Source organism: Bacteroides caecimuris (assembly GCF_001688725.2).
Lineage (GTDB): Bacteria > Bacteroidota > Bacteroidia > Bacteroidales > Bacteroidaceae > Bacteroides > Bacteroides caecimuris.
Genome location: NZ_CP015401.2, coordinates 3,325,924 through 3,350,998 on the forward strand (window position 1 = coordinate 3,325,924; position 25,075 = coordinate 3,350,998).

Below are 25,075 nucleotides of genomic sequence, written 5' to 3' on the forward strand. Positions count from 1 at the left end.
GGCTGAATGGTAGTTGCGATATCATCCAGCCCTAAAATTAAACAACAATTGATTATTTAATTTTATAAAATTCGTTGCTAATATATGAAAAATAACAGTAGTATATTTTCTGCGGGAACGAGAGTTACTCGCATATTATTTCTTTTTAGTTTTTGTTTTCTTTCTTTGTATACCTATGCTATAAACGCAAGTAAATATGCTCAAGAGAAAACGCTAACAGTAAAGGTACAAAATAAAACTGTCAAGGAGGTACTCGATTATATAGAAAAAAACAGTGAGTTTATTTTCTTTTACTATAACAAAGCGATTGACACGAAGCGAAGTGTCAGTATGCATGTAAAAGACAAACCTATCACGACAATCTTAGATAGGTTGTTTGAGGGGACAGATGTGCAGTACGAGATAAAAGACCGCCAAATTTCTTTAAAAAAAGGATCTGTACAGCAACGTCCACAGGATAAGAAGCAACAGAAACGTAAATTGACAGGGAAAGTAGTGGATGAAGAGACAAACGAACCTTTAGTTGGGGTTAGTATTGTTGCTGTAGAAGAAAACAGAGGTATCATCACAGGAATAGATGGAAGTTTTTCAATAGAGGTATATAATAATACAAAATTACAGTTTTCATACATCGGATATAAAAAACAGATCCTTTTAATAGAAAACCAACCAATATTAAATGTTAGGATGCAACCAGACAATGCAATGCTGAATGAGGTGGTTGTTGTGGGTTACGGAAGCCAAAAGAAGGGCAATTTGACAGGATCGATATCAAGTGTAAAATCAGAAGACCTGACAGTAGCTCCTATAGCAACAGTTTCCAACTCATTGGCAGGACGGTTGCCAGGATTGATTGCCACTCAATCCAGTGGACAGCCTGGTTCTAATTCAGCTGCACTGAATATTCGTGGATTTGGCAATGCCTTGGTTATTGTTGATGGAATTGAAGCGTCTCTTGACAACATTGATGCTAATCAGATAGAGTCTGTATCTATACTGAAAGATGGAGCTGCATCGATTTACGGCGCCAGAGCTGGTAATGGTGTTATATTGGTTACAACAAAGCGAGGTATTAATCAGAAACCCATAATCACGCTTAACAGTACATTCACTTGGCAAGGGGCAACCAGTATGTTGAAGCCTGCCAGTGCGGGACAAAGAGCAGAAATGGAAAGAGAGAAACATCTCCAAGCCGGATTGCCGGAATCTTCTGCTCCTTTTACGGAAGAAGCCGTGCAGAAATATTACGATGGTACAGACCCTCTCTATCCTAACACTGACTGGTATAAAGTGTTAATTAGAGATTGGGCACCCGAACAGCAGCATAACATCTCAGTCCGTGGTGGAAGCGAAAAAATTAAATACTATGGATTTTTCGGTTACTTGAATCAACAAACAATGATTAAGAAAAATGGAGGTAAATATGAAAGGTTCAATTTCCAATCCAATGTTGATGCCAAAATATTGGATAATCTGACTTTACAAATAGACCTTGGATACACTCAAGAGCAGCGTGACTATACAACACGCGATATGTCTCCGGGGTTGAATAATATGTGGCAGGATTATTGGAACACATTACCTTATTATCCTGCCAGTCTGCCGGATCCGAACAAGGTATCATACGCTTACGGAGCAGGAACAGGTGGTCTGCATGTTAGTTCTAATAGGGAATTAAGCGGATATTCGGATACTAAAAATGAAGATTTGCGTGGTACAGCCTCATTGGAATATAAGTTTAAAGCAGTGAAAGGGTTGTCGTTGAAAATATTTGAAAGTTACAGGAAGGTTAATATGTTTGGCAAGACGTTTACTAAGCCAGTGCAGCTTTATACATATGAACCCAACAGTGATACTTATACATTGGCTGGAACATCTGGTGGAAACAAGGCTACTTTGAGTCAGTCTGTGGTGCAGGAGTCTACGTTTACTCAACAATATTCTCTTAATTATGATAACCATTTTAAAGATCATCATTTAACGGCAATGGCATTGTTGGAATGTATTGATTATTCAAGCAATACATTACTTGCAGGAAGAAAAGACTTTATGACTACTGCCATTGACCAAATGTTTGCAGGAAGCGCAGTAGGAATGACCAACAACGGATATGCATCGGAGATGGGACGGATGAGCGTTGTCGGACGAATCAATTACAGTTATATGGATAAATACTTGTTGGAAACCATTCTTCGGGCCGATGCTTCAGCTAAATTCCCTCCTGGAAAGCGGTGGGGATATTTCCCAAGCGTTTCTTTGGGATGGGTTATTTCCAAGGAAAAGTTTATGTCCGGTATTGATTTCATCGACAATCTGAAGCTGCGTCTTAGCTATGGACAGTCGGGAAATGACGGAGTGGGAAATTTCCAATATTTGTCGGGCTATAGTTATGGGCACGCTTATTTATTTGGTGACGAATCTATGCAAGGCATTTCTCCCACAGGGCTGGCAAATCCTAACTTAACGTGGGAAAAAATCAAGATAAGCAATGTCGGCATTGATTTTTCTTTCTTCGACCGAAAACTTTATGGAGAAATGGATGCATTTTATCGTGAGCGCACAGGGATTCCGGGAAACCGACTTGCTTCTTTGCCATCAACCTTTGGCGCTGGTCTGCCCCCAGAAAACCTGAATAGTCTCAACGATAGAGGATTCGAGATAAAATTGGGAACTTCGGGACAGTGGAACGAACTGCTTTATGATATAAGTGGAAACATATCATGGTCGCGTGCGAAGTGGAAATATCTTGAAGAAGCAGAATTGACCGATCCTGACCAAGCAAGAATTTATTTGAAGAGCGGAAAATGGACTGATCGCGTATTTGGATATGTATCTGACGGATTATTCACCAGTCAAGAAGAAATTATGGAAGCACCACATTATGAGTCCTTAAACGGAAACGCTACTCTTCGTCCAGGAGATATACGGTATAAGGACTTGAATGATGATGGAATTATTAACTGGAAAGACCAAACTGATATAGGAAAAGGTACTACTCCCCATTGGATGTATGGTTTTAATGTAGCATTGGCATATAAAGGATTTGACCTCAGTGCACTTTTTCAAGGAGCTTTCGGTTATAACCAGCTTGTGGCAAGCAATCAATTATCCACTCTGCTTTATGAAGAAAGATGGACTTCAACCAATAATAACTCTAATGCTTTGTTCGCTCGTTTAGGTGGTTCCTCAAGCAATAGTTGGCAATCCGATTTTGCTTCTAAAAAAGCCGGTTATCTTCGTTTGAAGGTTGCATCTTTAGGATATAATTTGCCGAAACATTTTATAGAAAAGTGCAAGCTAAGTAATGTAAGACTCTATTTGTCGGGAACAAACTTACTGACATTCAATAAACTTGGTAAATATGGAATTGACCCGGAAGCGCCGAACGTTGGTTGCTATTATCCGCAACAACGTACTATCAGTCTTGGAGTAAATGTTTCATTTTAGAATAATAGATGCAATGAGAAATTACAAAAAAAGTATATTGTTAGTCTTTTTTACAATAACTACCACAATGACATCCTGTTTGGATGTACTTGACAAGGAACCGTTGGATATGATTTCCGATAAGGCTGTTTGGAATGATCCTGTATTGATAGAAAGTTATCTTTCAGAGTGCTATTATCAGACTTCAGTATTCGTAAACGAAACACCCACTTATTTTTCCAAGGACTTTGATAGTTTTTGGCAAAGTGAAGCAGGAATGGGAATGCATTGGATTAATGAGATTGCTGACGAGGCTATGGCGCATTGGAAATACAATACAGATGCTGCTCCTGTTTTTAAAGCCGGCGGATTGAATATAGGAGGCGGGCTACTGGAATGGTGGGAACATTCTTACGTTATTATCCGTAAATTGAATGAATTTTTGCAACGGTTATCTTCATCTCCGATTGATGCCAATCTAAGAAACCAACGAATGGCGGAGGCTCGTTTTCTAAGAGCATTCAATTATTTTGCAATGGTAAAGCGATATGGTGCGGTTCCATTGATTACAGTTCTTCAGAATATGGATGATCCGAAGGAAGAGTTGTACGTCAAACGCACCCCGGAAAAAGATGTATATGACTTTATACTTTCCGAAATGGACGATATCATTAATAATAACTATTTGCCTGATGTGGCGGATTCAAAAACAGGGCGTCCCACTAAGTATGTTGCATTGGCATTGAAAAGCCGTGCGGCTTTATATGCCGGAAGTATTGCACAATTCGGTAAAGTGCAATTAGAAGGTTTGCTGGGGATTCCTTCTTCGGAAGCAGAAGGTTATTATCTTCAATCGTATCTTGCTTCGAAAGAGATAAAAAAGAAATTTTCTTTATATAACTCTGACTCCGATAAGGTAACGAACTTCAAGAATATATTTCTTGTGAAAAACAACAACGAGGTGATTTTTGCCAAGCATCATAATAGTTCACCAGCTTCTATTGATTCAGGTCAGTATAGTGGAGGACACTGCTGGGGATATGATTTTGCTCAGTGCCCGAAACCACACGCATGGAATGCCGGAAACAAAGACGCTCCTTACCTTGAAATGGCAGAGGAATTTGAATATACGGACGGACGCCCCGGCACGTTGAACAGACAACAAATTACGAATAGAGAGTGGACTACAGAAGAACTTTGGAAAGATAAAGATCCACGCTTTTTTGCCACCATTTATACACAAAATACCGAATGGAAAGGAACAAAAGTTGATTTCCATAACGGACTGCGTTTGTCAAATGGAACTATCCTCACCGAAGGAAGCTATGAGGGTGTACAAGCATTGGGCACCCAGTCTGTTGACAACAGTTTTGGAACAGGTTTCGGAGTGATGAAATATCTGGATGAAAACAGTAATACGCTTCAAATGCCGGGAATTTCGAGTACCGACTATATTATTTTCAGGTTTGGAGAGATTCTACTAAACTTTGCTGAAGCTGCTTTTGAACTGAATAAGCCGGAAGAAGCTTTGGATGCAATTAATGCCCTGAGAACGCGGGCAGGTATTGCAGAATTGGAAAACATCGATCGCGATAAAATACGTCACGAACGAAAAGTGGAGTTGGCTTACGAAGGGCATCGATACTGGGATGTAAGACGTTGGAGAAAGGCTACAGATGTTCTATCGAGGCCCAATTCCGGATTACGTTATATATTGATACATGGTACAAATCCGCCCAAATATAAGTTAGAGGTATTGGATAATATAGATGGTGCTGCAAATGCTCCCAAATTTTATGAACATCAATATTATTTCCCTATTACGTTAGGACGCACAGGTAATAACTCTAATTTAGTGGAAAATCCTGAATACTAGCAAATTGAAAAATAAACAGAGTGTCTGAAGTTCTGTTATACAACTTCAGGCACTCAAATAAATCTAAAAAACATGTTGAGAACAGTAGTAATTTTTTTTAAGTATATGCTTATTGCAAGTTGCTGTTTGCATATCACGAGTTGTGAAAGTAAGACAAAAGATGAGGCGGTCGACAAACTTTTAGGAGAATTGAAGGTTGAAGTTAACGGCACTTCGGTGACGGTCCATCAGGCGCGAGTTTCCAAATATCCTATGAATATGGTTTGGGAAGGGTATCAACGTCCTGTTAATCAGACGGAAATTGCAAATTTTGCTTACTTCGATTTCAAAAAGAATGCGGTGGTGAAAATTACCTCTTCAGAAGATATAAAAGACTGTAAAATACGTCCTACAGAATTCGGTATTACTCCCGTGGTGAAAGGTAAAAGTGTTGAGTTTACATTAACAGAGCCCTGCCAGTTTGTAGTTGAATTCGATGGACATCATGAAGCCTTGCATCTGTTCGTCAATCCAGAAAAACTGACTGTCGACAGAGATGCTAATGCGCGTTATTTCGGTCCAGGTATCCATGAAGCCGGCGTTATTACAATGAGAAGCAATGAAATGGTATATATTGACGAAGGGGCAATAGTTTATGGAGCCATTCAAAGTGAAAACGCTTCCAATATAAAGATTGTAGGGAAAGGAATTCTTGATTCGAGTCATATGAATTCCGGACATATAGTTTCTTTGAAGGGCGTTAGTAACGCACATATTGAAGGTGTAATTTTGAAAGACCCGGCCGGTTGGGCGGCAGTTCCCTATTATTGTAATGGAGTAACTTTTGATAATGTCAAGTTGATAGGTTTCTGGCGATACAATGCAGACGGAATAGATATCGTTAATAGTAGCAATGTGACAATCAAGAACTCTTTTCTCCGAACATTTGATGATTGCATAGCAATCAAAGGGCAGAAAGCAGTTTATGACAAACAAAAAATTATAGAAAATATAAAAGTGGATAACTGTGTACTTTGGAATGACTGGGGGAAATGTTTTGAATTTGGAGCTGAAACAGTAGTGGATATTATTCGTGATGTCACTATTTCGAATTGTTATATTCCTCACTTCACAATGGTGGCAATGTCTATGCAGAATGGCGATAGGGGGCACATTGAAAATGTTCGTTTTGAAAATATCTCCATTGAGGAGCCAATAAAAGAAAATGCTATGTTAAAAGATGAACCTATGGATACAAGCTGGTGGGGAAAAACGATTGGTTTAGGAATTACCGGTACTCAATGGTCTCAAGATAACATCCGAGGAAGTATAAATAACGTAAGTTTTCAGAATATTCGTCATATAGGTTCCGGTTGCACCGGAGTCGACTTGTCCGGATATGACAAAGACCATAAAGTGACCAATATAAATATAAAAGACTATTATGTGAATGGTACAAAAGTAACTAAAACGTCAAATCTCATCCATACAAATGAATTTGTATCCGGTGTTACTGTTGAATAAGGGAGTCTTTAACAGTCCCAAATATCAAAAATTTTAATCATTAATTATTATGAAAATGAAAAAAATAGTTTTTTACTTTTCAATATTTGCTGCTATTGCATTAAATTCTTGTAATAAAGAGAATGAATCTGATATATTGCCTCCTGATGCTCCGAGTATTCTGACCGGTGATTATGAAATTATAGCCAATGGCAATTGGGAAGCCGAAGATCAGGTTTATGTTTGGCATGGCGGTTCGAAGGGGTTTGTCGATGATGGCAAGTTTACGCTTTCAGATCCATCAACCTCGACTTTCAAGGGCACTTTAGCTGAATCTCTTGTTAGCGGAACCGAGTACAACTGGTATGTGGTAAGTCCTTCTGCCGAAGGTTCTCCAGCTTCATGCACTATCCCTGTATCAGAAAAATCCCAATACGGCAAGATAAAAGCTATTGCTGGTGAGAATGCTCCTTCTGTTAATATGCTTTCATTAGTAGCATTTGCTAAGGTCAATATCAAGAACACTACCAATCAGGCTATCATATTCAACTCTGCATCTCTTTCCTGCGGAAATCCCGTATTTGGGAAAATGTGTGTGGATTTTACTGATGAAAAAGTAAAATACATCGACTGCCCCGCTGCATCCCAATCAGTATTGATTTCAGAAACAGAAAGTCGTTTGCCTGCAGGGGAGACTATGACATTTACTATCGCTGTAAAGCCTTTTACCGCAAATGAAGAGGTATTAAAACTCGAACTAGATAACTTTGAACTAACTAATGCATTAAATGAAATTTCCTTTGAAGCAGGTAAAACAGTTGATGTGAATTATGAAATCAATGCTCCAGATGTTCCAGAAATTGAAGAAGGAACAGTATTAGCAGCATCAGGTACAGCCTCACCGGTAGCGGATGATCTCATTCAAGATTGGATGGCTTTTCAGTTGACTACCGGTGTTTATGAATATGTTTATAGAGGATGGCTAAATCAGGGAACATTCTTCTGTTTTGGCAAAAATAATGAGTCTATAAAGTATGTTTTCAGTGCAACAGACAATGGCGCTGAATTTGGAGAACAGGGAGGTGAGAGTGCAATGACGATTACGGAAGCATTATCCGAACCGTCAACATACAACAAATGGACTGTGACCAAAGAAGGTTATTATGAAATAGTCCTTGATTGTTATACTTCAAAACTTAAGGCAACTTATCTCTGTGATGCCGCTTCTGTATTTTCCAAAATCGAAGTAGAAAAACTCTATTTGAACGTTAAATACAATGATCAAGAACAGTTTGGAATACGTGCTGACCAAATGATTGAAATGGAAAAAACAGGAAATGGAGTATTCAAGGCCAAGGTTTCTGTTCCAGAAGACAAAATATCCGGGCAGTTCAGATGCCAAATGGATCTTGGTGGGCATTCACTTCCGGTCATTCTTCCTTCTGACAGTGATAAATCGGTTGCTGAGTGTGATGGAGGATTGGCCAAAACGCCATTTGTGCTCACGATGAATGGAACTACAAACTTTTGGCTACATACTGATACTCCGGGACATTCGTATGTGATTACCGTTGATCTTAAACAGGGATTGATTTGGGCCAACTGTGACCAGCCTTCTATAGAAGCTTCAGACATTCTTTTGTCAGGACCAGCTATTGGGTATGACTGGGGGAATTTTGCTCACATGAAGAAGACGGATAATCAATTTGTTTTTGAATTTGAAGTGGAAATATCGGGTAAAGATGAAATGTTTACCATACATCTTGATGGTGAACAAAGGTCTCTTATACCATTCAGTGGTGGAAATGAGGTGTTGAGTTTGGGCGAAAATAAATTCAAATATCGTGATGCAGCGGCTGATTGTGGATGGTTTGTTCCTAATATTCCTGCTGGGAAATATAAATTGACAGTCAATCTTCAAGATTATACATTGACCGTGACGAAAGTAAATTGAAAAGTTTATATTCCTAACAACATTGTAGTCTGCCCTATCTGTAATGATAGGGCAGATGATAATGAGGTCGTAACTGCAAAAAAGAAATTACCGATATATTGAATGCAATAAAATGAAAAAGAAGATACAGAAAATAGTTTTTATATTCGTTTGGTTTATTACTGCAAGTGCGTCGGCTACCCCTTCATTCTCGGTATACGACCTTATGGTAGAACTGGCGGAAAGGCCTATTGGAATAGAAACCTTAGAACCGCATTTCAGTTGGAAAATATATGCACAAGAACGAAATTTTAAACAAAGTGCTTATCGTATATGTGTTGCAGATTCTCCTGTAAAATTGGAGAATGGTGATCCCAATGTATGGGACAGTGGTAAAGTTCTTTCTGACAATTCAATTTTTAATCCATTTAAAGGAAAAAAATTGTGCTCTTCAACCACCTATTATTGGAAGGTAAAGGTTTGGAATGATAAAGGAGAAGAATCCGTATGGAGTCGAGCAAATACTTTTACGACAGGACTTCTGAATGAAAGTGATTGGGGAACTTCCAGTTGGATTTCAATGGAAGCAGACCAACTGAAAATAAAGGGAATTCATTATCAAAACAAGGATGCCTTGCCCGCTTCTAAAACAGGTATGTATAAAATGCCTCAGTTTCGCAAAGAATTTCAAGTAAAGAAAAATATACAGAAGGCTTTTATCTATATCTCAGGTGTAGGACATTTTGACTTATTTTTAAATGGATCCAAAGTAGGAGATCATTTTTTGGATGCAGGGTGGACTTTGTATGACAAGGAGGTCTTCTATGTTTCATTTGACGTAACAGATCTGTTGCAGAAGGAAGATAATGTTCTTGGAGTTATGCTTGGAAATGGTTTTTATAATATGCCACAAGAACGTTATTTCAAATTATTAGTATCATATGGCTCTCCCAAACTGAAATTAATACTAAAAATAACATACAATGACGGTACATCGCAGGAGATTGTTTCGGATAACTCTTGGAAAGTAACAGAGAGCCCTATCACATACTCCAGTATATATGGTGGAGAGGATTATGATGCCACTAAACAAAAACAAGGCTGGATGCAAGTAGGTTATGACGATGAAAATTGGGAAAATGCCCTTGAAGCAAACTATCATCCTAAAATGATTTCTCAACAAATAGAACCACTAAAGGTAAAAGAAGAAATTCCAGTAGTCAGATGTTATAAGAATAGTAAGGGGAATTGGATATACGATTTTGGACAGAATTTTTCGGGAATAGTCCGTCTTCATGTATCGGGGAGAAGATTCCAGAAGCTTAGTCTTGTTCCTGCCGAACTGCTAAACAAGAACAATACCGCCAATCAGACAGCTTCCGGACATCCTTTTTGTTATAATTATACATTGAGGGGGGATAGCATTGAAATTTGGCAACCGCAATTTACATATTATGGGTTTCGCTATGTAGAAGTAAAAGGTGCCGTTCCTGCGGGAGAAAGAAATCCAAGGAACCTTCCTGTTATAACCGAACTTGTAGGATTACATACAAGTTTATCTGCTTCTCAATCCGGAACTTTCTTTTGCTCCAATCCATTGTTCAACAAGATACATAACCTTATTGATTGGGCTATGCGCAGCAATATGGCCAGTGTATTAACCGATTGTCCTCACAGGGAAAAATTAGGATGGGTAGAACAGGCATACTTGATGCAATATTCATTGCAATACCGCTATAATATGTCAAGGATGTATAATAAGATTATAAAAGATATGTATCTGTCGCAGACCGAACAAGGCATGATTCCGTCCATTGCGCCTGAGTATGTGAGGTTTAAAGACGGTTTTGAGGATACACCAGAATGGGGAAGTGCTTTTATTATTTCCTCTTGGTATACATATTTATGGTATGGCGATGATAGATCGTTGAAAAAATATTATCCTATGATGAAAAAATACATGGATTACTTAGCTTCCCGCGCAAACGACAATATCATAGCATATGGATTGGGTGATTGGTTTGACATAGGTCCAGATGTTCCTGGAAATTCCCAGCTGACTTCAAATGGTTTAACCGCAACTGCAACTTATTACTATAACGCTACTATTATGCAAAAAATCGCACATTTATTGGCCCAACCGGATGATGTGGAAAAGTATGGAAGATTGGCAGTTGAAATTAAAGAATCATTCAATCGCAGTTTTTTCAATTCTTCCACTAATACTTATGACCGTAATAGTCAGACTGCAAATTCGATAGTGCTATTTATGGGATTAGCAGATGAAACATATAAACAATCAATCATTAACAATCTGGTTTGCGATATAGAGAAACGAAATTATTCGTTAACTGCGGGTGATATCGGTTATAGATATGTATTGCAAGCTTTAGAAACCAACGGTTTGTCAGAGTTGATTTATAAGATGAATTGTAAATACAATGTACCAGGATATGGTTGGCAGTTAGCACATGGAGCAACGGCACTTACTGAATCATGGCAAGCGTTTGGATTTGTATCCAACAATCATTTTATGTTAGGACATTTGATGGAGTGGTTATATGGTGGCATAGGAGGAATACGTCAGACAGAACAATCATTGGCTTATAAAACAATACAGATTGACCCTCATGTCGTTGGAAACATCACTTCTGCATCAGCTTCTTATGAGTCACCTTATGGTCGGATTTGTAGTGAATGGAAGAAAAAGCAAGAAGGTTTCGAATTGAAAGTTTCTATTCCTGCAAATAGCGAAGCGGTGATTCTTTTACCAACGAGAAACATTGAGAATATAACAGATTATGGAGTATGTTTGCATCTGTCTAAAGATATCGTTTTTTTAGGAGTCGAAAGTAATAAAACAAAAATAAAGATAGGTTCCGGCAACTATTTGTTCTTCGTAAAAAACTGAGAAAACATGTAGTAAATCAGAGAGTACAAGCTACTCTTCATGATGCACTTGTTGTGTGGTAAATCACACAACAAGATGACTTTAGAATCATTCTCGTCAATGAACATTGAAAAGAAACTTCAAAAATAAATATATAATTAGAAAACAAATCTTATATCAGAAATAAATATGAAATTTAAAGCAATGCTATTGGGCTTGGCTTTAATGCCTGTATTGTCAGTTTTGGCACAAGTACCTGTGTATCTGAATGCAGACAAGCCTATTGAAGAGCGAGTAAAAGATGCGCTGAGTCGTATGACTCTTGAGGAAAAAGTGAAGATGCTTCATGCACAGTCAAAATTCAGTTCGGCAGGCGTAGCTCGGCTTGGAATCCCCGAGATATGGGCTACCGACGGTCCTCACGGTATCCGTCCGGAAGTGTTGTGGGATGAATGGAATCAGGCCGGATGGACAAATGACTCTTGTATCGCTTACCCTGCATTGACTTGTCTTGCTGCCACATGGAATCCGGAAATGTCTCATCTCTATGGAAAAAGTGTAGGTGAAGAGGCTCGCTACCGCAAGAAAGATATCTTGTTAGGACCCGGTGTGAACATCTATCGTACTCCTCTGAATGGGCGTAATTTTGAATATATGGGTGAAGATCCGTACCTGTCCGCCACTATGGTAGTTCCTTATATCAAAGGAGTACAGGAAAATGGTGTAGCCGCTTGTGTGAAACATTACGCTTTGAATAATCAGGAAACCAATCGGCACACTACTAATGTATATCTGAGCGACCGTTCCCTTTATGAGATATACCTACCTGCGTTCCAAGCCGCTGTTCAAGAAGGTGGAGCATGGGCAATTATGGGTTCTTATAATCTTTATCAAGGAGAACATGCTTGCCACAACAAACGTTTACTTAAAGATATTCTTCGTGACGAATGGAACTTTGACGGTGTGGTTGTATCCGATTGGGGCGGAGTACACAGTACGGAACAAGCTGTTTACAATGGCTTGGATCTCGAATTCGGGACTTGGACAGACGGTCTGTCAAACGGTACACGAAATGCTTATGATAATTATTTTCTTGCTTTCCCTTACCTGAAGCTGATAAAAGAGGGCAAGATTGAAACAAAGGAACTGGACGAAAAAGTAAGCAATATTCTCCGACTGATTTTTCGGACTTCAATGGCTTCACATAAACCATTCGGTTCTTTGGGGTCTCCTGACCACGGGAAGGTCAGTCGTAAAATAGCTGAAGAGGGAATCGTTCTTTTACAGAACAACAACAATATACTGCCTATCGATTTGAATAAAACAAAGAAAATAGCCGTTGTTGGTGAGAATGCAATCAAGATGATGACAGTGGGTGGTGGTAGTTCTTCCTTGAAAGTAAAATATGAGATTTCTCCGCTGGACGGATTGAGAAACCGTGTGGGAGATAAAGCGGAAGTGGTTTATGCACGTGGATATGTAGGAGATTCATCGAGTGAATTAAATGGAGTAACAACAGGACAGAACTTGAAAGACGACCGTTCGGAAGACGAACTTCTCGCTGAGGCTCTGCAAATGGCCGAAAACGCGGATTATGTTATTTTCTTCGGTGGGCTAAATAAGAGTGAAGGACAAGATTGTGAAGGTTCAGACCGTATTTCTTTGGGATTGCCATATGCGCAAGACAGAGTAATCCGTGAATTGGCTCAGATTAATAAGAATTTGATTTTTGTCAATATTTCCGGTAATGCAGTAGCCATGCCTTGGGTGAACGAAGTTCCCGCCATTGTTCAAGGCTGGTTTTTGGGTTCGGAAGCCGGAACGGCCCTCGCTTCTGTATTAATCGGAGATATTAATCCTTCCGGTAAGTTACCTTTTACTTTTCCCGTAAAATTGGATGATGTAGGTGCTCATAAATTAGGCGAATATCCAGGCAATAAAAAAGAATTGGTAACCAAGCATCAAGGTGACACAATAAACGAAACTTACCATGAAGGCATCTTTGTAGGTTACCGTTGGGCGGATAAAGAAAAAATCAAGCCATTGTTTCCGTTTGGACACGGATTAAGCTACACCACTTTTACTTATAGCAAACCTGCTGCGGACAAGAAAACAATGACCGCCGATGATACGATTTCGTTTACCGTCAACATAAAAAATACAGGAACCTATGAAGGTCAGGAAATTGTTCAGCTTTATATCAGCGATAAAAAATCTTCCCTGCCGCGTCCGTTGAAGGAGCTGAAAGCTTTCCAAAAAGTTAAATTGGCTCCGGGAGAAGAGAAATCGGTAACACTGACGATTGATAAAAAAGCGTTGAGTTTCTTTGATGATGCAAGACATGAATGGGTAGCCGAACCTGGTAAGTTTGAAGCGATGATTGGGAGTTCCTCCCGGAATATCAAGGGAACAATAGTATTTGAGTTAAAATAAAACATTATTAAAATACAATATACTATGCGTCAATTATTAACTGCAATATTTATTTTCATATTTTCTCTCTTTATAAATGCCCAACAGCAATCGCTTGAAGACATACGAAATGTACGTTTATTCATTAAAGAACATATGGGACATACTGTAAAAGAGTGTAAAAAGGATACATTGGGATATATTGCTTTGCCAAAACCCTATAGTGTTCCAAGTTTGAGTGGTGCATTTCAGCAAGATATGTATTATTGGGATACATATTTTACCAATATAGGGTTGATATTGGATGATGACTTTGAGCAGGCATTGAATAATGTAGATAACATCCTTTACTTAATAGATAAGTTTGGATTTATGCCTAATGGTTCTAATGTTTCATATTTGAATCGTTCACAACCACCATTTGCCAGTATGATGGTTCGGGATATTTACGAAAAGAGCAGGGATAAAATATGGTTGGAATCTGCCTGTAGAATATTAGAAAAAGAGTACACATTCTGGATGACTCAACGAATTACACCTACAGGACTAAACCGATATTCGAACAGTGCAACAAGAGATGAACTGGTTTCATTTTATGAATATATGAGAACACGTTTCACTGACTTGCCTGTTTTAACAGATTCTTTGAAGTTATTGAAACAATCTTCTCATTTAATTGCAGAAGCGGAGTCCGGTTGGGATTTTTCCCCTCGTTTTGATTTTCGTTGTGAAGATTTTAATCCTGTGGATTTAAATGCAAATCTCTATTTATATGAACAGAATTTTGCTTTTTTCTATAAAGAATTGAAAAAGAAAGGTTCAAACAAATGGTTGGATGCAGCCCAAAAAAGGAAAAATCTGTTGAATAAATATTGTTACAACTCTCAAGACGGCTGCTTTTATGATTATGACTTTATAAACGATCGACTAAGCCCCATATATTCTGCGGCTGTTTTTAATTTACTTTGGGCAGAGGTCTTAACCAAACATCAAGCTAAGAATGTGGTTGTTCATCTTCAAAGATTAGAATATCCTTGGGGCATTGTCGCTTGCAAACAAGGGAAACGCAAGAGAACCTATCAGTGGGATTTTCCTAATGCATGGGCGAGTTTTAATCTTTTATCAATAAATGGTCTGGACCGCTATGGATTTAAAAAAGAAGCTCGTCGCATAGCTCAGAAATATGTTAGTAGTATTGTTAAGATTTACCAATCTTCAGGTAATCTATGGGAGAAATATAACGCTGAATTAGGAAATTTGGAAGTGAATAATGAATACGAAATGCCTCCATTTATGGGGTGGACAGCCGGTGCTTTTATCTACGCATCTGATTATCTGATTAAATAAGAAAAATAAAAACACATATAAGAGCCTGTTTAAATTCTCTTCAGTCATAATTTTATAGCTGATATTTTAACTTAACCCGGCTCTTCTTGTCGCGCCCGTCTGTAGTTGGCGGAAGGGGTATTAACAGTTGCGCTCTTGGCTATTAATAGAAAACTTCCCGCCCATTAAGTATAAAGTTCCTTCGGACAGGAAGGAAACTTTCTTTTCATTCGATGCAAACTATAAACGCAAGCTTTGATTATATAATTGCAAGCTTCGTTTTTATAATCAAAGCCTTTGTTTTTATAAACGAAGCTTGCGTTTATAGATTACGGTTAATGAAAAATAAGTTTACATACTGATAATAAGAAGTTTACAATTAATGAAAGAGAACTTTTCTATTAATGAATGAAAAGTGGGTTATTAAGAGCCTGCTCCGAGTTTTGCCCGACACAGTTTTGAGAGTTGCTTTCGAGTATATTTTCTGTTGTTGTGAGCAGCAGCATGACGGAGACTATGTGACGAATAAAAACTGGTCGGTAAAGCCTATCTAACATAATCTCAGGAAAATTTAAACAGGCTCTAAGAATTTGATAGTAAAAAGATGTATCCACAAGGCTACGTCACTGCCAGACGGTCAAATTCACACATACCGAATATATACGGTGAATCGCTTAGCGATTCACCTCTTTTTCTATTCTCAATATCTTATCCAACGTCTTTTGAGCCTCTGTCGACGGAAACCTCAATACAACCTTCCGCAAGGAGTTCCGTGCCTTTTCGTATCCCGTAGCAAACACTTTCGACAATCCATCCCGATAACGGGCATATTGCATTTTCGTTGGCGATGATATTTTCTTATAGTCAGTCTCCAACTGCTTCTTTTCCCGCTCAGCCATCAAATCCTGACTTTATCACTTTTTTAAAATTTTCTCATGAACCTGCCCTATAGATATCTGTAGCAGTGTTTTTAAGTCTAATTTGGGTGACGCACGGGAATTTTGTATCTTCGTGCTATGTTTGTGCGTAGGAAAAAGAATCGATCCGGTTCGACCAGTGTTGTCGTCGCCGATAAGAGTTCCAGTAGATTTACGGAACTCCATGTCATAGGTGTGGGTACAACCGAGGATGAAATTAGTCAACTTGTAAATGAAGGAAAGAATTGGATAGCCCATTACGGTGGACAGCAAACCATAAGCTTCCCTGATGATGAGTGTGAAAAACTAAGACGGGAAGAGAATTCAATGACTGAGTACATAGTATCCAATATAATAAGTACTTCTCTGAATTCACCTCAGAGAATCATCAATAAAGTTTACGATAAAATCGGATTCAATATCATACAGGATGAAGAACTACGTCATCTTGTAGTATCCAGAATATGCTCTCCTATGAGCAAGAAGGCCACAGTGGATTATCTGAGACGGCATTTCAAGGAAGAGGTCAGTTTACAGAAGATTTATCGTTATCTCGATAAACTATATAATACCCAGCAGGAACTCGTGCAGGAGATAAGTGTTAAGCATACAAAAGGATTGTTTGGCGGGAATTTAGGGATACTTTTCTACGATGTCACAACCCTTTATTTTGAGACAACGAATAAGGACGAGTTACGGGAATCCGGTTTTTCCAAAGATGGTAAAAATGCAAATTCACAAGTAGTTTTAGGACTTCTTGTCAGTCGTGGAGGATATCCCTTGTCTTATTCTCTGTTTAACGGTTCACAATATGAGGGATATACAATGCTTCCCATCGTAGATGATTTTGTTCAAAGATTCAATCTCGGCAATGATTTTGTAGTAATTGCAGACTCCGGGCTTATGAGCGCAAAGAATGTAAAGCTACTCCGTGATGGTGGATATAAGTATATAATAGGTGCCAGGATAAAGAAGGAATCCGGCCGGATAATGGAGAAAATAATTGCAACAGAGCGTCGGTGTGGGGTGTTCAATGATATCAAATATCCGGATGGAGACAGGCTTATTGTTGGATACTCTGATGAAAGGGCAAAGAAGAACGCATTCGATAGAGAACAAGGTGTGGAAAGGCTAAGAAAACGTTTTTCTAAGGGAACACTGACGAAGGCGGACATCAACAAACGAGGCTACAACAAGTTCCTTTCAGTCAGTTCTGGAATTACAGTCAGTATAGATGAGGAAAAGATAAAGGAAGATGCAATATGGGATGGATTAAAAGGGTATAAGACAAATACGGATCTAAGTCCAGAGAAAGTCTATGAAGCCTATCAGAATCTATGGAATGTGGAACGGTCGTTTCGTATTACCAAAGGTACGCTGGATGTAAGACCGATGTTCCATTTCACGCCAAGAAGAATTGAGGCTCATGTTTGTATATGTTTCGTTGCTTTGAAAGTATACAAGGAACTTGAAAGGCTATTAAAATTGTCTGGGTGTCCATACTCTGTAGATGAAACACTCAAGATAGCCGAGACTATAGTTACTATTGAGATTGCACGTCCGGAGAATAAAGACACTATAACAAAAACTCTCTGCCTCACAGAGGAGGAGAGAGCTATAGCGTACCTCATTGATACTGATGATTGGTTAGAGTTATGATTTGGGTGACGCAATGATAAAGTCAGGAGAACTTTTCTATTAATGAATGAAAAGTGGGTTATTAAGAGCCTGCTCCGAGTTTTGCCCGACACAGTTTTGAGAGTTGCTTTCGAGTATATTTTCTGTTGTTGTGAGCAGCAGCATGACGGAGACTATGTGACGAATAAAAACTGGTCGGTAAAGCCTATCTAACATAATCTCAGGAAAATTTAAACAGGCTCTAAGAATTTGATAGTAAAAAGATGTATCCACAAGGCTACGTCACTGCCAGACGGTCAAATTCACACATACCGAATATATACGGTGAATCGCTTAGCGATTCACCTCTTTTTCTATTCTCAATATCTTATCCAACGTCTTTTGAGCCTCTGTCGACGGAAACCTCAATACAACCTTCCGCAAGGAGTTCCGTGCCTTTTCGTATCCCGTAGCAAACACTTTCGACAATCCATCCCGATAACGGGCATATTGCATTTTCGTTGGCGATGATATTTTCTTATAGTCAGTCTCCAACTGCTTCTTTTCCCGCTCAGCCATCAAATAATAGTAATTCCCTAAAAAGATATTGGCAGCCAAGTTGTCCGCATCCAATTGCAATATCTTCTCATACATGCGCAGAGCATCTTTTTCTTGTCCTCGATAAACTTGCATTTCGGCACAGGGTTCGAGATAGTCTACATTATTGGGAGCCTTTTGAAGTAACTCTTTATAGAACAGATAAGCCTTGTCATAATTCCGCTTCTTCTTATAGGCAATCGCCAGTTCATTCGCCAGATTCACGCTGATTTCACTGCTTTTGTCCACACTCGTCCAATAATACATTTCCGTGCGGTCAATATTCAGGCTGATCGTTTGCCGGAAATAGCTCACAGCCTGTCCGTGCTGCCCGATTTCGATAGCGGCAGACACTTTCTGCAACATCTCATCCACCGACTGCGCATTGAGCATCAGCGGCAACGAAAACAATGATAAAAAGAAGATAGTTAAGGCTCTCATAATCCAATATTTGCTATTTAGTTCGTGACACACAAAGATACAATAAAAAAATAAAAAATGTACCTTTGCACACAAAAAGAACAATCGATTTGATAAAAGTGTTTCTATAAAATGATAGATAAAAAACAAACCTCTGAAAACAGACGAATATTACAGATTGCCATACCATCGATTATATCCAATATAACCGTTCCTCTACTCGGACTTATTGATGTCACTATCGTAGGTCATCTCGGTTCTCCGGCGTATATCGGAGCCATTGCCGTAGGGGGAATGTTATTCAATATTATCTATTGGATTTTCGGATTCCTGCGTATGGGGACGAGTGGCATGACTTCACAAGCTTACGGGCAGCATGACCTTAATGAAATCACCCGGCTATTGCTTCGCTCGGTCGGCGTCGGCTTATTCATAGCAGTCTGCCTACTGGTACTCCAGTATCCTATCTTGAAACTGGCATTCACTTTTATACAGACTACTCCGGAAGTTGAACAACTGGCAACCACCTATTTCTATATCTGCATTTGGGGAGCACCTGCCATATTGGGGCTGTATGGATTCGCTGGCTGGTTTATCGGCATGCAGAACTCACGTTTCCCGATGTATATCGCCATCACCCAAAATATCGTCAATATCGCAGCCAGTCTATGCCTTGTCTATCTGCTGGACATGAAAGTGGCAGGAGTAGCCACAGGAACCCTTATCGCACAATATGCAGGTTTCATCATGGCAATACTGTTATACATACGTTATTACGGCAAGCTCCGCAAACGAATCGCATGGAAAGACATCTGGCAGAAACAAGCCATGTACCGCTTCTTCCAGGTCAACCGGGATATATTCTTCCGCACGCTTTGCCTTGTCATGGTTACCATGTTCTTTACCTCAGCCGGAGCCGCACAAGGAGAAATCGTATTGGCTGTGAACACATTGCTCATGCAATTATTTACGCTCTTTTCCTATATCATGGACGGCTTTGCCTATGCCGGTGAAGCATTGGCGGGACGCTATATCGGAGCTAAAAATCAAACAGGTCTGCGCAACACTGTATATCACCTTTTCTATTGGGGATTCGGGCTTTCGCTGGTATTCACTATCCTATATTCTGCCGGCGGGAAGGAGTTTTTGGGATTACTGACTAATAATGATTCCGTAATCAATGCATCGGACTCCTATTTTTATTGGGCACTCGCCATTCCATTAGCAGGCTTCTCCGCCTTCCTGTGGGACGGGGTCTTTATCGGCGCTACTGCCACCCGCCAGATGCTTTACTCTATGTTAATCGCTTCCGCCAGCTTTTTCGGAATATATTACGCATTTCATTCTCTTTTGGGAAATCATGCTTTATGGCTGGCTTTTCTTGTTTATCTTTCATTGAGAGGAATTGTACAAACCTTCCAGGGAAGACGAATCATGAAAAAAGTAATCGTATCTCAATAAGGCTATATGACAAATTATCTCTATATTTGCGGCAAACAATAAAAAGCAAAAGATATGGCTAAGTATAAAAGAATCTTGCTGAAACTAAGCGGAGAGAGCCTGATGGGCGAAAAGCAATACGGCATTGACGAAAAAAGGCTGGCAGAATACGCAGAGCAAATCAAAGAAATCCACGGACAAGGCGTGCAGATAGGCATCGTTATCGGTGGTGGAAATATCTTCCGTGGATTGAGTGGAGCCAATAAAGGTTTCGACCGTGTGAAAGGTGACCAGATGGGGATGTTGGCAACTGTTATCAATAGCTTGGCATTGAGTTCGGCACTGGTAGCTGCCGGAGTGAAAGCCCGTGTATTGACAGCAGTCCGCATGGAACCTATCGGCGAGTTCTACAGTAAATGGAAAGCTATCGAATGTATGGAAAACGGTGAGGTTGTCATCATGTCTGCAGGAACGGGAAATCCTTTCTTTACTACTGACACAGGTTCTTCATTAAGAGGAATAGAAATCGAAGCAGATGTAATGCTGAAAGGTACCCGTGTAGACGGTATTTATACTGCCGACCCTGAAAAAGACCCGACTGCAACCAAGTTCGACGACATCACATACGATGAAGTGCTGAAACGCGGATTGAAAGTGATGGACTTGACAGCGACTTGTATGTGCAAAGAAAACAACCTGCCTATCGTCGTATTTGACATGGATACGGTAGGTAACCTTAAAAAAGTAATCGACGGAGAGGAAATAGGTACAGTTGTACACAACTGATTAACCCCTTCAATACATCTATAACAAGGCAGAGAATCTCGTTTCGGGAGATTCTCTGCCTTGTTTCGTATATAATTATTCCCTCCTAAAGACTATCCTTCCACCTGCACTCCTTTAATCCTCAAACTGCATGATTTTAGTTCTATGCAGGCAGAAGATTAGTTTTCAGCATACGAAAGATTAAATTATACTATCAACGGGGGAAACGCTTGTTTATCATGTGCGAACTGCGTACTTTTGCACGCCATTTTAAAAACTTAAAACGATGAACAGCAAAACCAAAGGCTTTATCTATGGAGCGATTGCCGCCGCAAGTTACGGTATGAATCCTCTTTTTGCGCTCCCGCTCTATGCAGCAGGCATGAGTGTCGATACGGTATTATTCTACCGTTACTTTTTTGCTGTCATTGTATTAGGGATACTGATGAAGATGCAACATCAATCTTTCTCCCTTCAGAAAGCGGATATTCTGCCGTTGGTTATTATGGGATTGTTGTTCTCGTTTTCTTCTTTACTCCTTTTTATGAGCTACAACTACATGGACGCAGGAATCGCATCCACGATTCTATTCGTCTATCCAGTGATGGTAGCTGTTATCATGGGAGCGTTTTTCAAAGAAAAGATTTCAGCGATTACCATATTTTCCATCCTGCTGGCACTTTCAGGCATTGCATTGCTATATCAGGGAGATGGCGGTAAGCCGTTATCAACCGTGGGAATCATCTTTGTCCTGTTGTCCTCACTCTCCTATGCTATATATATAGTAGGTGTGAACCGTTCGACACTGAAAAACCTACCGACAACAAAACTCACATTTTATGCTATTCTGTTCGGGCTTTCAGTTTATATTGTCCGCCTGAACTTCTGCACGGAACTGCAAGCCATACCATCCGCATGGCTCTGGGCAGACGTACTGGCACTGGCTATTCTGCCTACTGCCGTATCATTGGTATGCACAGCACTGGCTATCCATTATATAGGCTCTACACCGACAGCCATCTTAGGCGCTTTGGAACCTGTGACGGCTTTGTTTTTCGGAGTTCTTCTGTTTCACGAAAAACTCACGCCCCGGTTAATGGTAGGTATTTTAGTGATTATCACCGCCGTTACCTTGATTATCATTGGCAAGTCGCTCATAAAAAAGATGAGTATGCTGTTGCAGATGAACAAAAAATAATATACTTTTGCTAATTAATCAATCGAATAGCAACTTTAATTATCGAAAAATATGGTAGACGTAAAGACTTGCCTTGACAATGCACAAGAAAAAATGGATATGGCGATCATGTATCTGGAAGAAGCACTGGCACATATCCGCGCCGGAAAAGCGAGTACCCGACTGTTGGACGGTATCCGTGTAGACTCTTACGGAAGCATGGTTCCTATCAGCAATGTAGCAGCCGTGACCACACCCGATGCACGCAGCATCGCCATCAAACCCTGGGATAAAAGCATGTTCCGTGTCATCGAAAAAGCAATTATCGACTCCGACCTCGGCATCATGCCCGAAAATAACGGTGAAATAATCCGTATCGGTATCCCGCCTTTGACGGAAGAACGTCGTAAACAACTGGCAAAACAGTGTAAAAGCGAAGGCGAAACGGCTAAAGTAAGCGTGCGTAACGCCCGCCGTGACGGTAACGACGCATTGAAAAAAGCCGTAAAAGACGGATTGGCAGAAGACGAGCAGAAGAATGCGGAAGCTAAACTGCAAAAAATCCATGATAAGTATATCAAACAAATTGATGATATGCTGGCTGAAAAAGACAAAGAAATAATGACAGTATAAGTTGAGAACTCTCCATTCATGAAGGGATTAGTAATCAAAAACACAGGTAGCTGGTATCAGGTAAAGACCGATGACGGGCAACTTATCGAATGTAAAATCAAAGGTAATTTCCGACTCAAAGGTATCCGTAGCACCAATCCGGTAGCGGTGGGCGACCGTGTTCAGATTATACTCAATCAGGAAGGCACTGCTTTCATCAACGAAATAGAAGATAGGAAGAACTACATTATCCGTCGTTCTTCCAATCTTTCTAAACAATCTCACATTCTTGCCGCCAATCTCGACCAGTGCATGTTGGTGATAACCGTCAACTATCCCGAAACTTCCACTATCTTCATCGACCGTTTTCTTGCATCGGCAGAAGCCTACCGGGTTCCTGTCAAACTGATATTCAACAAAATAGACGCTTACGATGAAGACGAACTACGCTATTTGGACGCACTTATCAATTTATACACACATATCGGATATCCCTGTTTCAAGGTTTCCGCCAAGAATGGCGACGGGATAAACGAAATTAAAAAGGCTTTGAAAGGCAATATCACTTTATTCTCCGGTCATTCGGGAGTAGGTAAATCGACGCTTATCAACGCCCTACTACCGGGAATAGAAGCTAAAACCGGCGAAATATCCTCTTATCATAACAAGGGAATGCATACCACTACTTTCTCCGAAATGTTTCCTGTAAACGGAGACGGGTATATCATTGATACTCCAGGCATCAAAGGCTTCGGCACATTCGATATGGAAGAGGAAGAAATCGGACATTATTTCCCCGAAATATTCAAGATTTCCGCCGACTGCAAATACAATAACTGTACCCATCGCCACGAACCGGGATGCGCTGTGCGCAAAGCGGTAGAAGAACACTTGATAAGCGAATCACGTTACACCTCTTATCTGAATATGCTGGAAGATAAAGAGGAAGGCAAATACCGGGCTGCTTACTAACTCTCTTCCCGCCTTCGGGAGATTAACGTTTTTTTACTACAATCTTTATTAAACCTTTCCGATTAGAAGATGTCTAATTTTCTAAAGACGTAATGTAACATGCTATATACTATACTAAACCATGAATAAGAAAACTAAATGGGGCATCATTATTCTTGTCGGTGCCGGTATCATTGGTGGTGGAATCTACTCACAATTACCCAAAAAGAACAACGAACTGGCCGCTGCCGACAAAGTGATGGGCGGCAAATCCAAAAAGGGAAAGCAGATTTTAAATGTGAACGCCAAAGTCATAAAGCCACAATCCCTGACAGATGAATTTACGACTACAGGGGTACTTCTGCCTGACGAAGAAGTGGATCTGTCTTTCGAGACTTCCGGCAAGATTGTTGAAATTAATTTTGAGGAAGGAACATCGGTAAAGAAAGGTCAGTTGCTTGCCAAAGTAAACGACCGGCAGTTGCAGGCACAATTACAACGTCTTGTTTCACAATTGAAATTGGCAGAAGACCGCGTATTCCGCCAAGACGCGTTACTGAAACGCGATGCTGTCAGTAAAGAAGCCTACGAGCAAGTGAAAACAGATTTGGCTACCTTGAATGCCGACATAGAAATAATCAAAGCTAATATCGAGTTGACCGAGCTTCGTGCTCCGTTTGACGGAATTATCGGACTTCGCCAAGTCAGTATCGGTACCTACGCCTCTCCTACTACGGTCGTTGCCAAACTGACTAAAATCGCTCCCCTCAAAGTTGAATTTTCCGTACCGGAGCGTTATGCCAAACAGATTAAAAAAGGGACTAACTTAAACTTCAATGTTGAAGGCAATTTGGATGCGTTCGGCGCGCAAGTGTATGCTGTGGAATCGGCCATCGACCCCAACCTGCACCAGTTTACCGCCCGCGCACTGTATCCGAATGTCAACCATATCCTACTCCCCGGCCGCTATGCAAGCGTGTTAATAAAAAAAGACGAAATAGCCAATGCCATCGCTATCCCTACGGAAGCGATTGTGCCGGAAATGGGTAAAGACAAAGTCTACCTGTACAAATCCGGAAAGGCCGAACCAGTGGAAGTCACTACGGGCATCCGCACCGCATCCGAAGTGCAAGTGATAAGGGGATTGCACATGGGAGATACTATCATCACCTCAGGAACATTGCAGCTCCGCACCGGACTTGCCGTGAAACTCGACAACATTGATTAATACCAG

General features: G+C 40.1%; 15 protein-coding genes and 1 pseudogene. 14 read left to right on the forward strand and 2 right to left on the reverse strand.

The genetic code is table 11. The annotated features are described in order from the left end of the window. The first annotated feature begins 84 nt into the window (after positions 1-84). The 7 genes from A4V03_RS14485 to A4V03_RS14515 all read left to right on the forward strand — a co-directional run bounded on the left by A4V03_RS14485 (position 85) and on the right by A4V03_RS14515 (position 15,366). On the forward strand, positions 85-3,447 hold the full coding sequence (locus A4V03_RS14485) for a TonB-dependent receptor (protein WP_065539421.1): 3,363 nt from the start codon (positions 85-87) through the stop codon (positions 3,445-3,447). Between the two features lie 67 nt (positions 3,448-3,514). Further along, a complete protein-coding gene (locus tag A4V03_RS14490; protein WP_228767201.1) occupies positions 3,515-5,302 on the forward strand; it encodes a RagB/SusD family nutrient uptake outer membrane protein in 1,788 nt (595 codons plus the stop codon). 105 nt (positions 5,303-5,407) lie between these two features. After that, positions 5,408-6,805 carry a glycosyl hydrolase family 28 protein gene (locus tag A4V03_RS14495; protein WP_065539422.1) on the forward strand — a complete coding sequence of 466 codons (1,398 nt, stop codon included), beginning with the start codon at positions 5,408-5,410 and terminating at the stop codon, positions 6,803-6,805. A 49-nt stretch (positions 6,806-6,854) separates the two neighbouring features. Further along, entirely contained in the window at positions 6,855-8,738 is a 1,884-nt protein-coding gene (locus A4V03_RS14500; RefSeq protein ID WP_065539423.1) for a SusF/SusE family outer membrane protein, read from the forward strand. Positions 8,739-8,850: 112 nt separating this feature from the next. Then, on the forward strand, positions 8,851-11,628 hold the full coding sequence (locus A4V03_RS14505; RefSeq protein ID WP_065539424.1) for a family 78 glycoside hydrolase catalytic domain: 2,778 nt from the start codon (positions 8,851-8,853) through the stop codon (positions 11,626-11,628). 168 nt (positions 11,629-11,796) lie between these two features. Then, positions 11,797-14,040: a glycoside hydrolase family 3 C-terminal domain-containing protein gene (locus tag A4V03_RS14510; RefSeq protein ID WP_065539425.1), complete on the forward strand. Its 2,244-nt coding sequence runs from the start codon at positions 11,797-11,799 to the stop codon at positions 14,038-14,040. Positions 14,041-14,064: 24 nt separating this feature from the next. Further along, entirely contained in the window at positions 14,065-15,366 is a 1,302-nt protein-coding gene (locus tag A4V03_RS14515; protein WP_065539426.1) for a trehalase family glycosidase, read from the forward strand. A 653-nt stretch (positions 15,367-16,019) separates the two neighbouring features. Here the strand turns inward: A4V03_RS14515 and A4V03_RS14520 are convergent. Further along, positions 16,020-16,247: pseudogene (locus tag A4V03_RS14520) on the reverse strand (hypothetical protein); the annotation flags it as partial. Between the two features lie 114 nt (positions 16,248-16,361). On the opposite strand from A4V03_RS14520, the gene A4V03_RS14525 reads away from it, so the two are divergent. After that, positions 16,362-17,921, forward strand: a complete 1,560-nt coding sequence (locus tag A4V03_RS14525) for an IS1634 family transposase (RefSeq protein WP_065538612.1) — start codon at positions 16,362-16,364, stop codon at positions 17,919-17,921. Between the two features lie 312 nt (positions 17,922-18,233). Here A4V03_RS14525 and A4V03_RS14530 read toward each other — a convergent pair whose 3' ends face one another. Then, on the reverse strand, positions 18,234-18,917 hold the full coding sequence (locus A4V03_RS14530; protein WP_065539427.1) for a tetratricopeptide repeat protein: 684 nt from the start codon (positions 18,915-18,917) through the stop codon (positions 18,234-18,236). Between the two features lie 111 nt (positions 18,918-19,028). Here A4V03_RS14530 and A4V03_RS14535 point away from each other — a divergent pair, with 111 nt between their 5' ends. The 6 genes from A4V03_RS14535 (at position 19,029) to A4V03_RS14560 (ending at position 25,069) form a co-directional block, all read left to right on the forward strand. After that, entirely contained in the window at positions 19,029-20,357 is a 1,329-nt protein-coding gene (locus A4V03_RS14535) for an MATE family efflux transporter (RefSeq protein ID WP_065539428.1), read from the forward strand. Between the two features lie 54 nt (positions 20,358-20,411). Further along, positions 20,412-21,122, forward strand: coding sequence for a UMP kinase (gene pyrH, locus A4V03_RS14540; RefSeq protein WP_024986920.1), 711 nt, complete (start codon positions 20,412-20,414; stop codon positions 21,120-21,122). A 265-nt stretch (positions 21,123-21,387) separates the two neighbouring features. Continuing rightward, a complete protein-coding gene (locus A4V03_RS14545) occupies positions 21,388-22,299 on the forward strand; it encodes an EamA family transporter (RefSeq protein WP_065539429.1) in 912 nt (303 codons plus the stop codon). A gap of 51 nt (positions 22,300-22,350) precedes the next feature. Next, the gene (frr, locus tag A4V03_RS14550) at positions 22,351-22,911 is read left to right on the forward strand and encodes a ribosome recycling factor (RefSeq protein ID WP_024986921.1); all 561 of its coding nucleotides are present in this window, start codon (positions 22,351-22,353) and stop codon (positions 22,909-22,911) included. An 18-nt stretch (positions 22,912-22,929) separates the two neighbouring features. Then, a complete protein-coding gene (gene rsgA, locus A4V03_RS14555; RefSeq protein ID WP_065539430.1) occupies positions 22,930-23,862 on the forward strand; it encodes a ribosome small subunit-dependent GTPase A in 933 nt (310 codons plus the stop codon). A 121-nt stretch (positions 23,863-23,983) separates the two neighbouring features. After that, the gene (locus tag A4V03_RS14560) at positions 23,984-25,069 is read left to right on the forward strand and encodes an efflux RND transporter periplasmic adaptor subunit (protein ID WP_065539431.1); all 1,086 of its coding nucleotides are present in this window, start codon (positions 23,984-23,986) and stop codon (positions 25,067-25,069) included. Positions 25,070-25,075 lie beyond the last annotated feature (6 nt).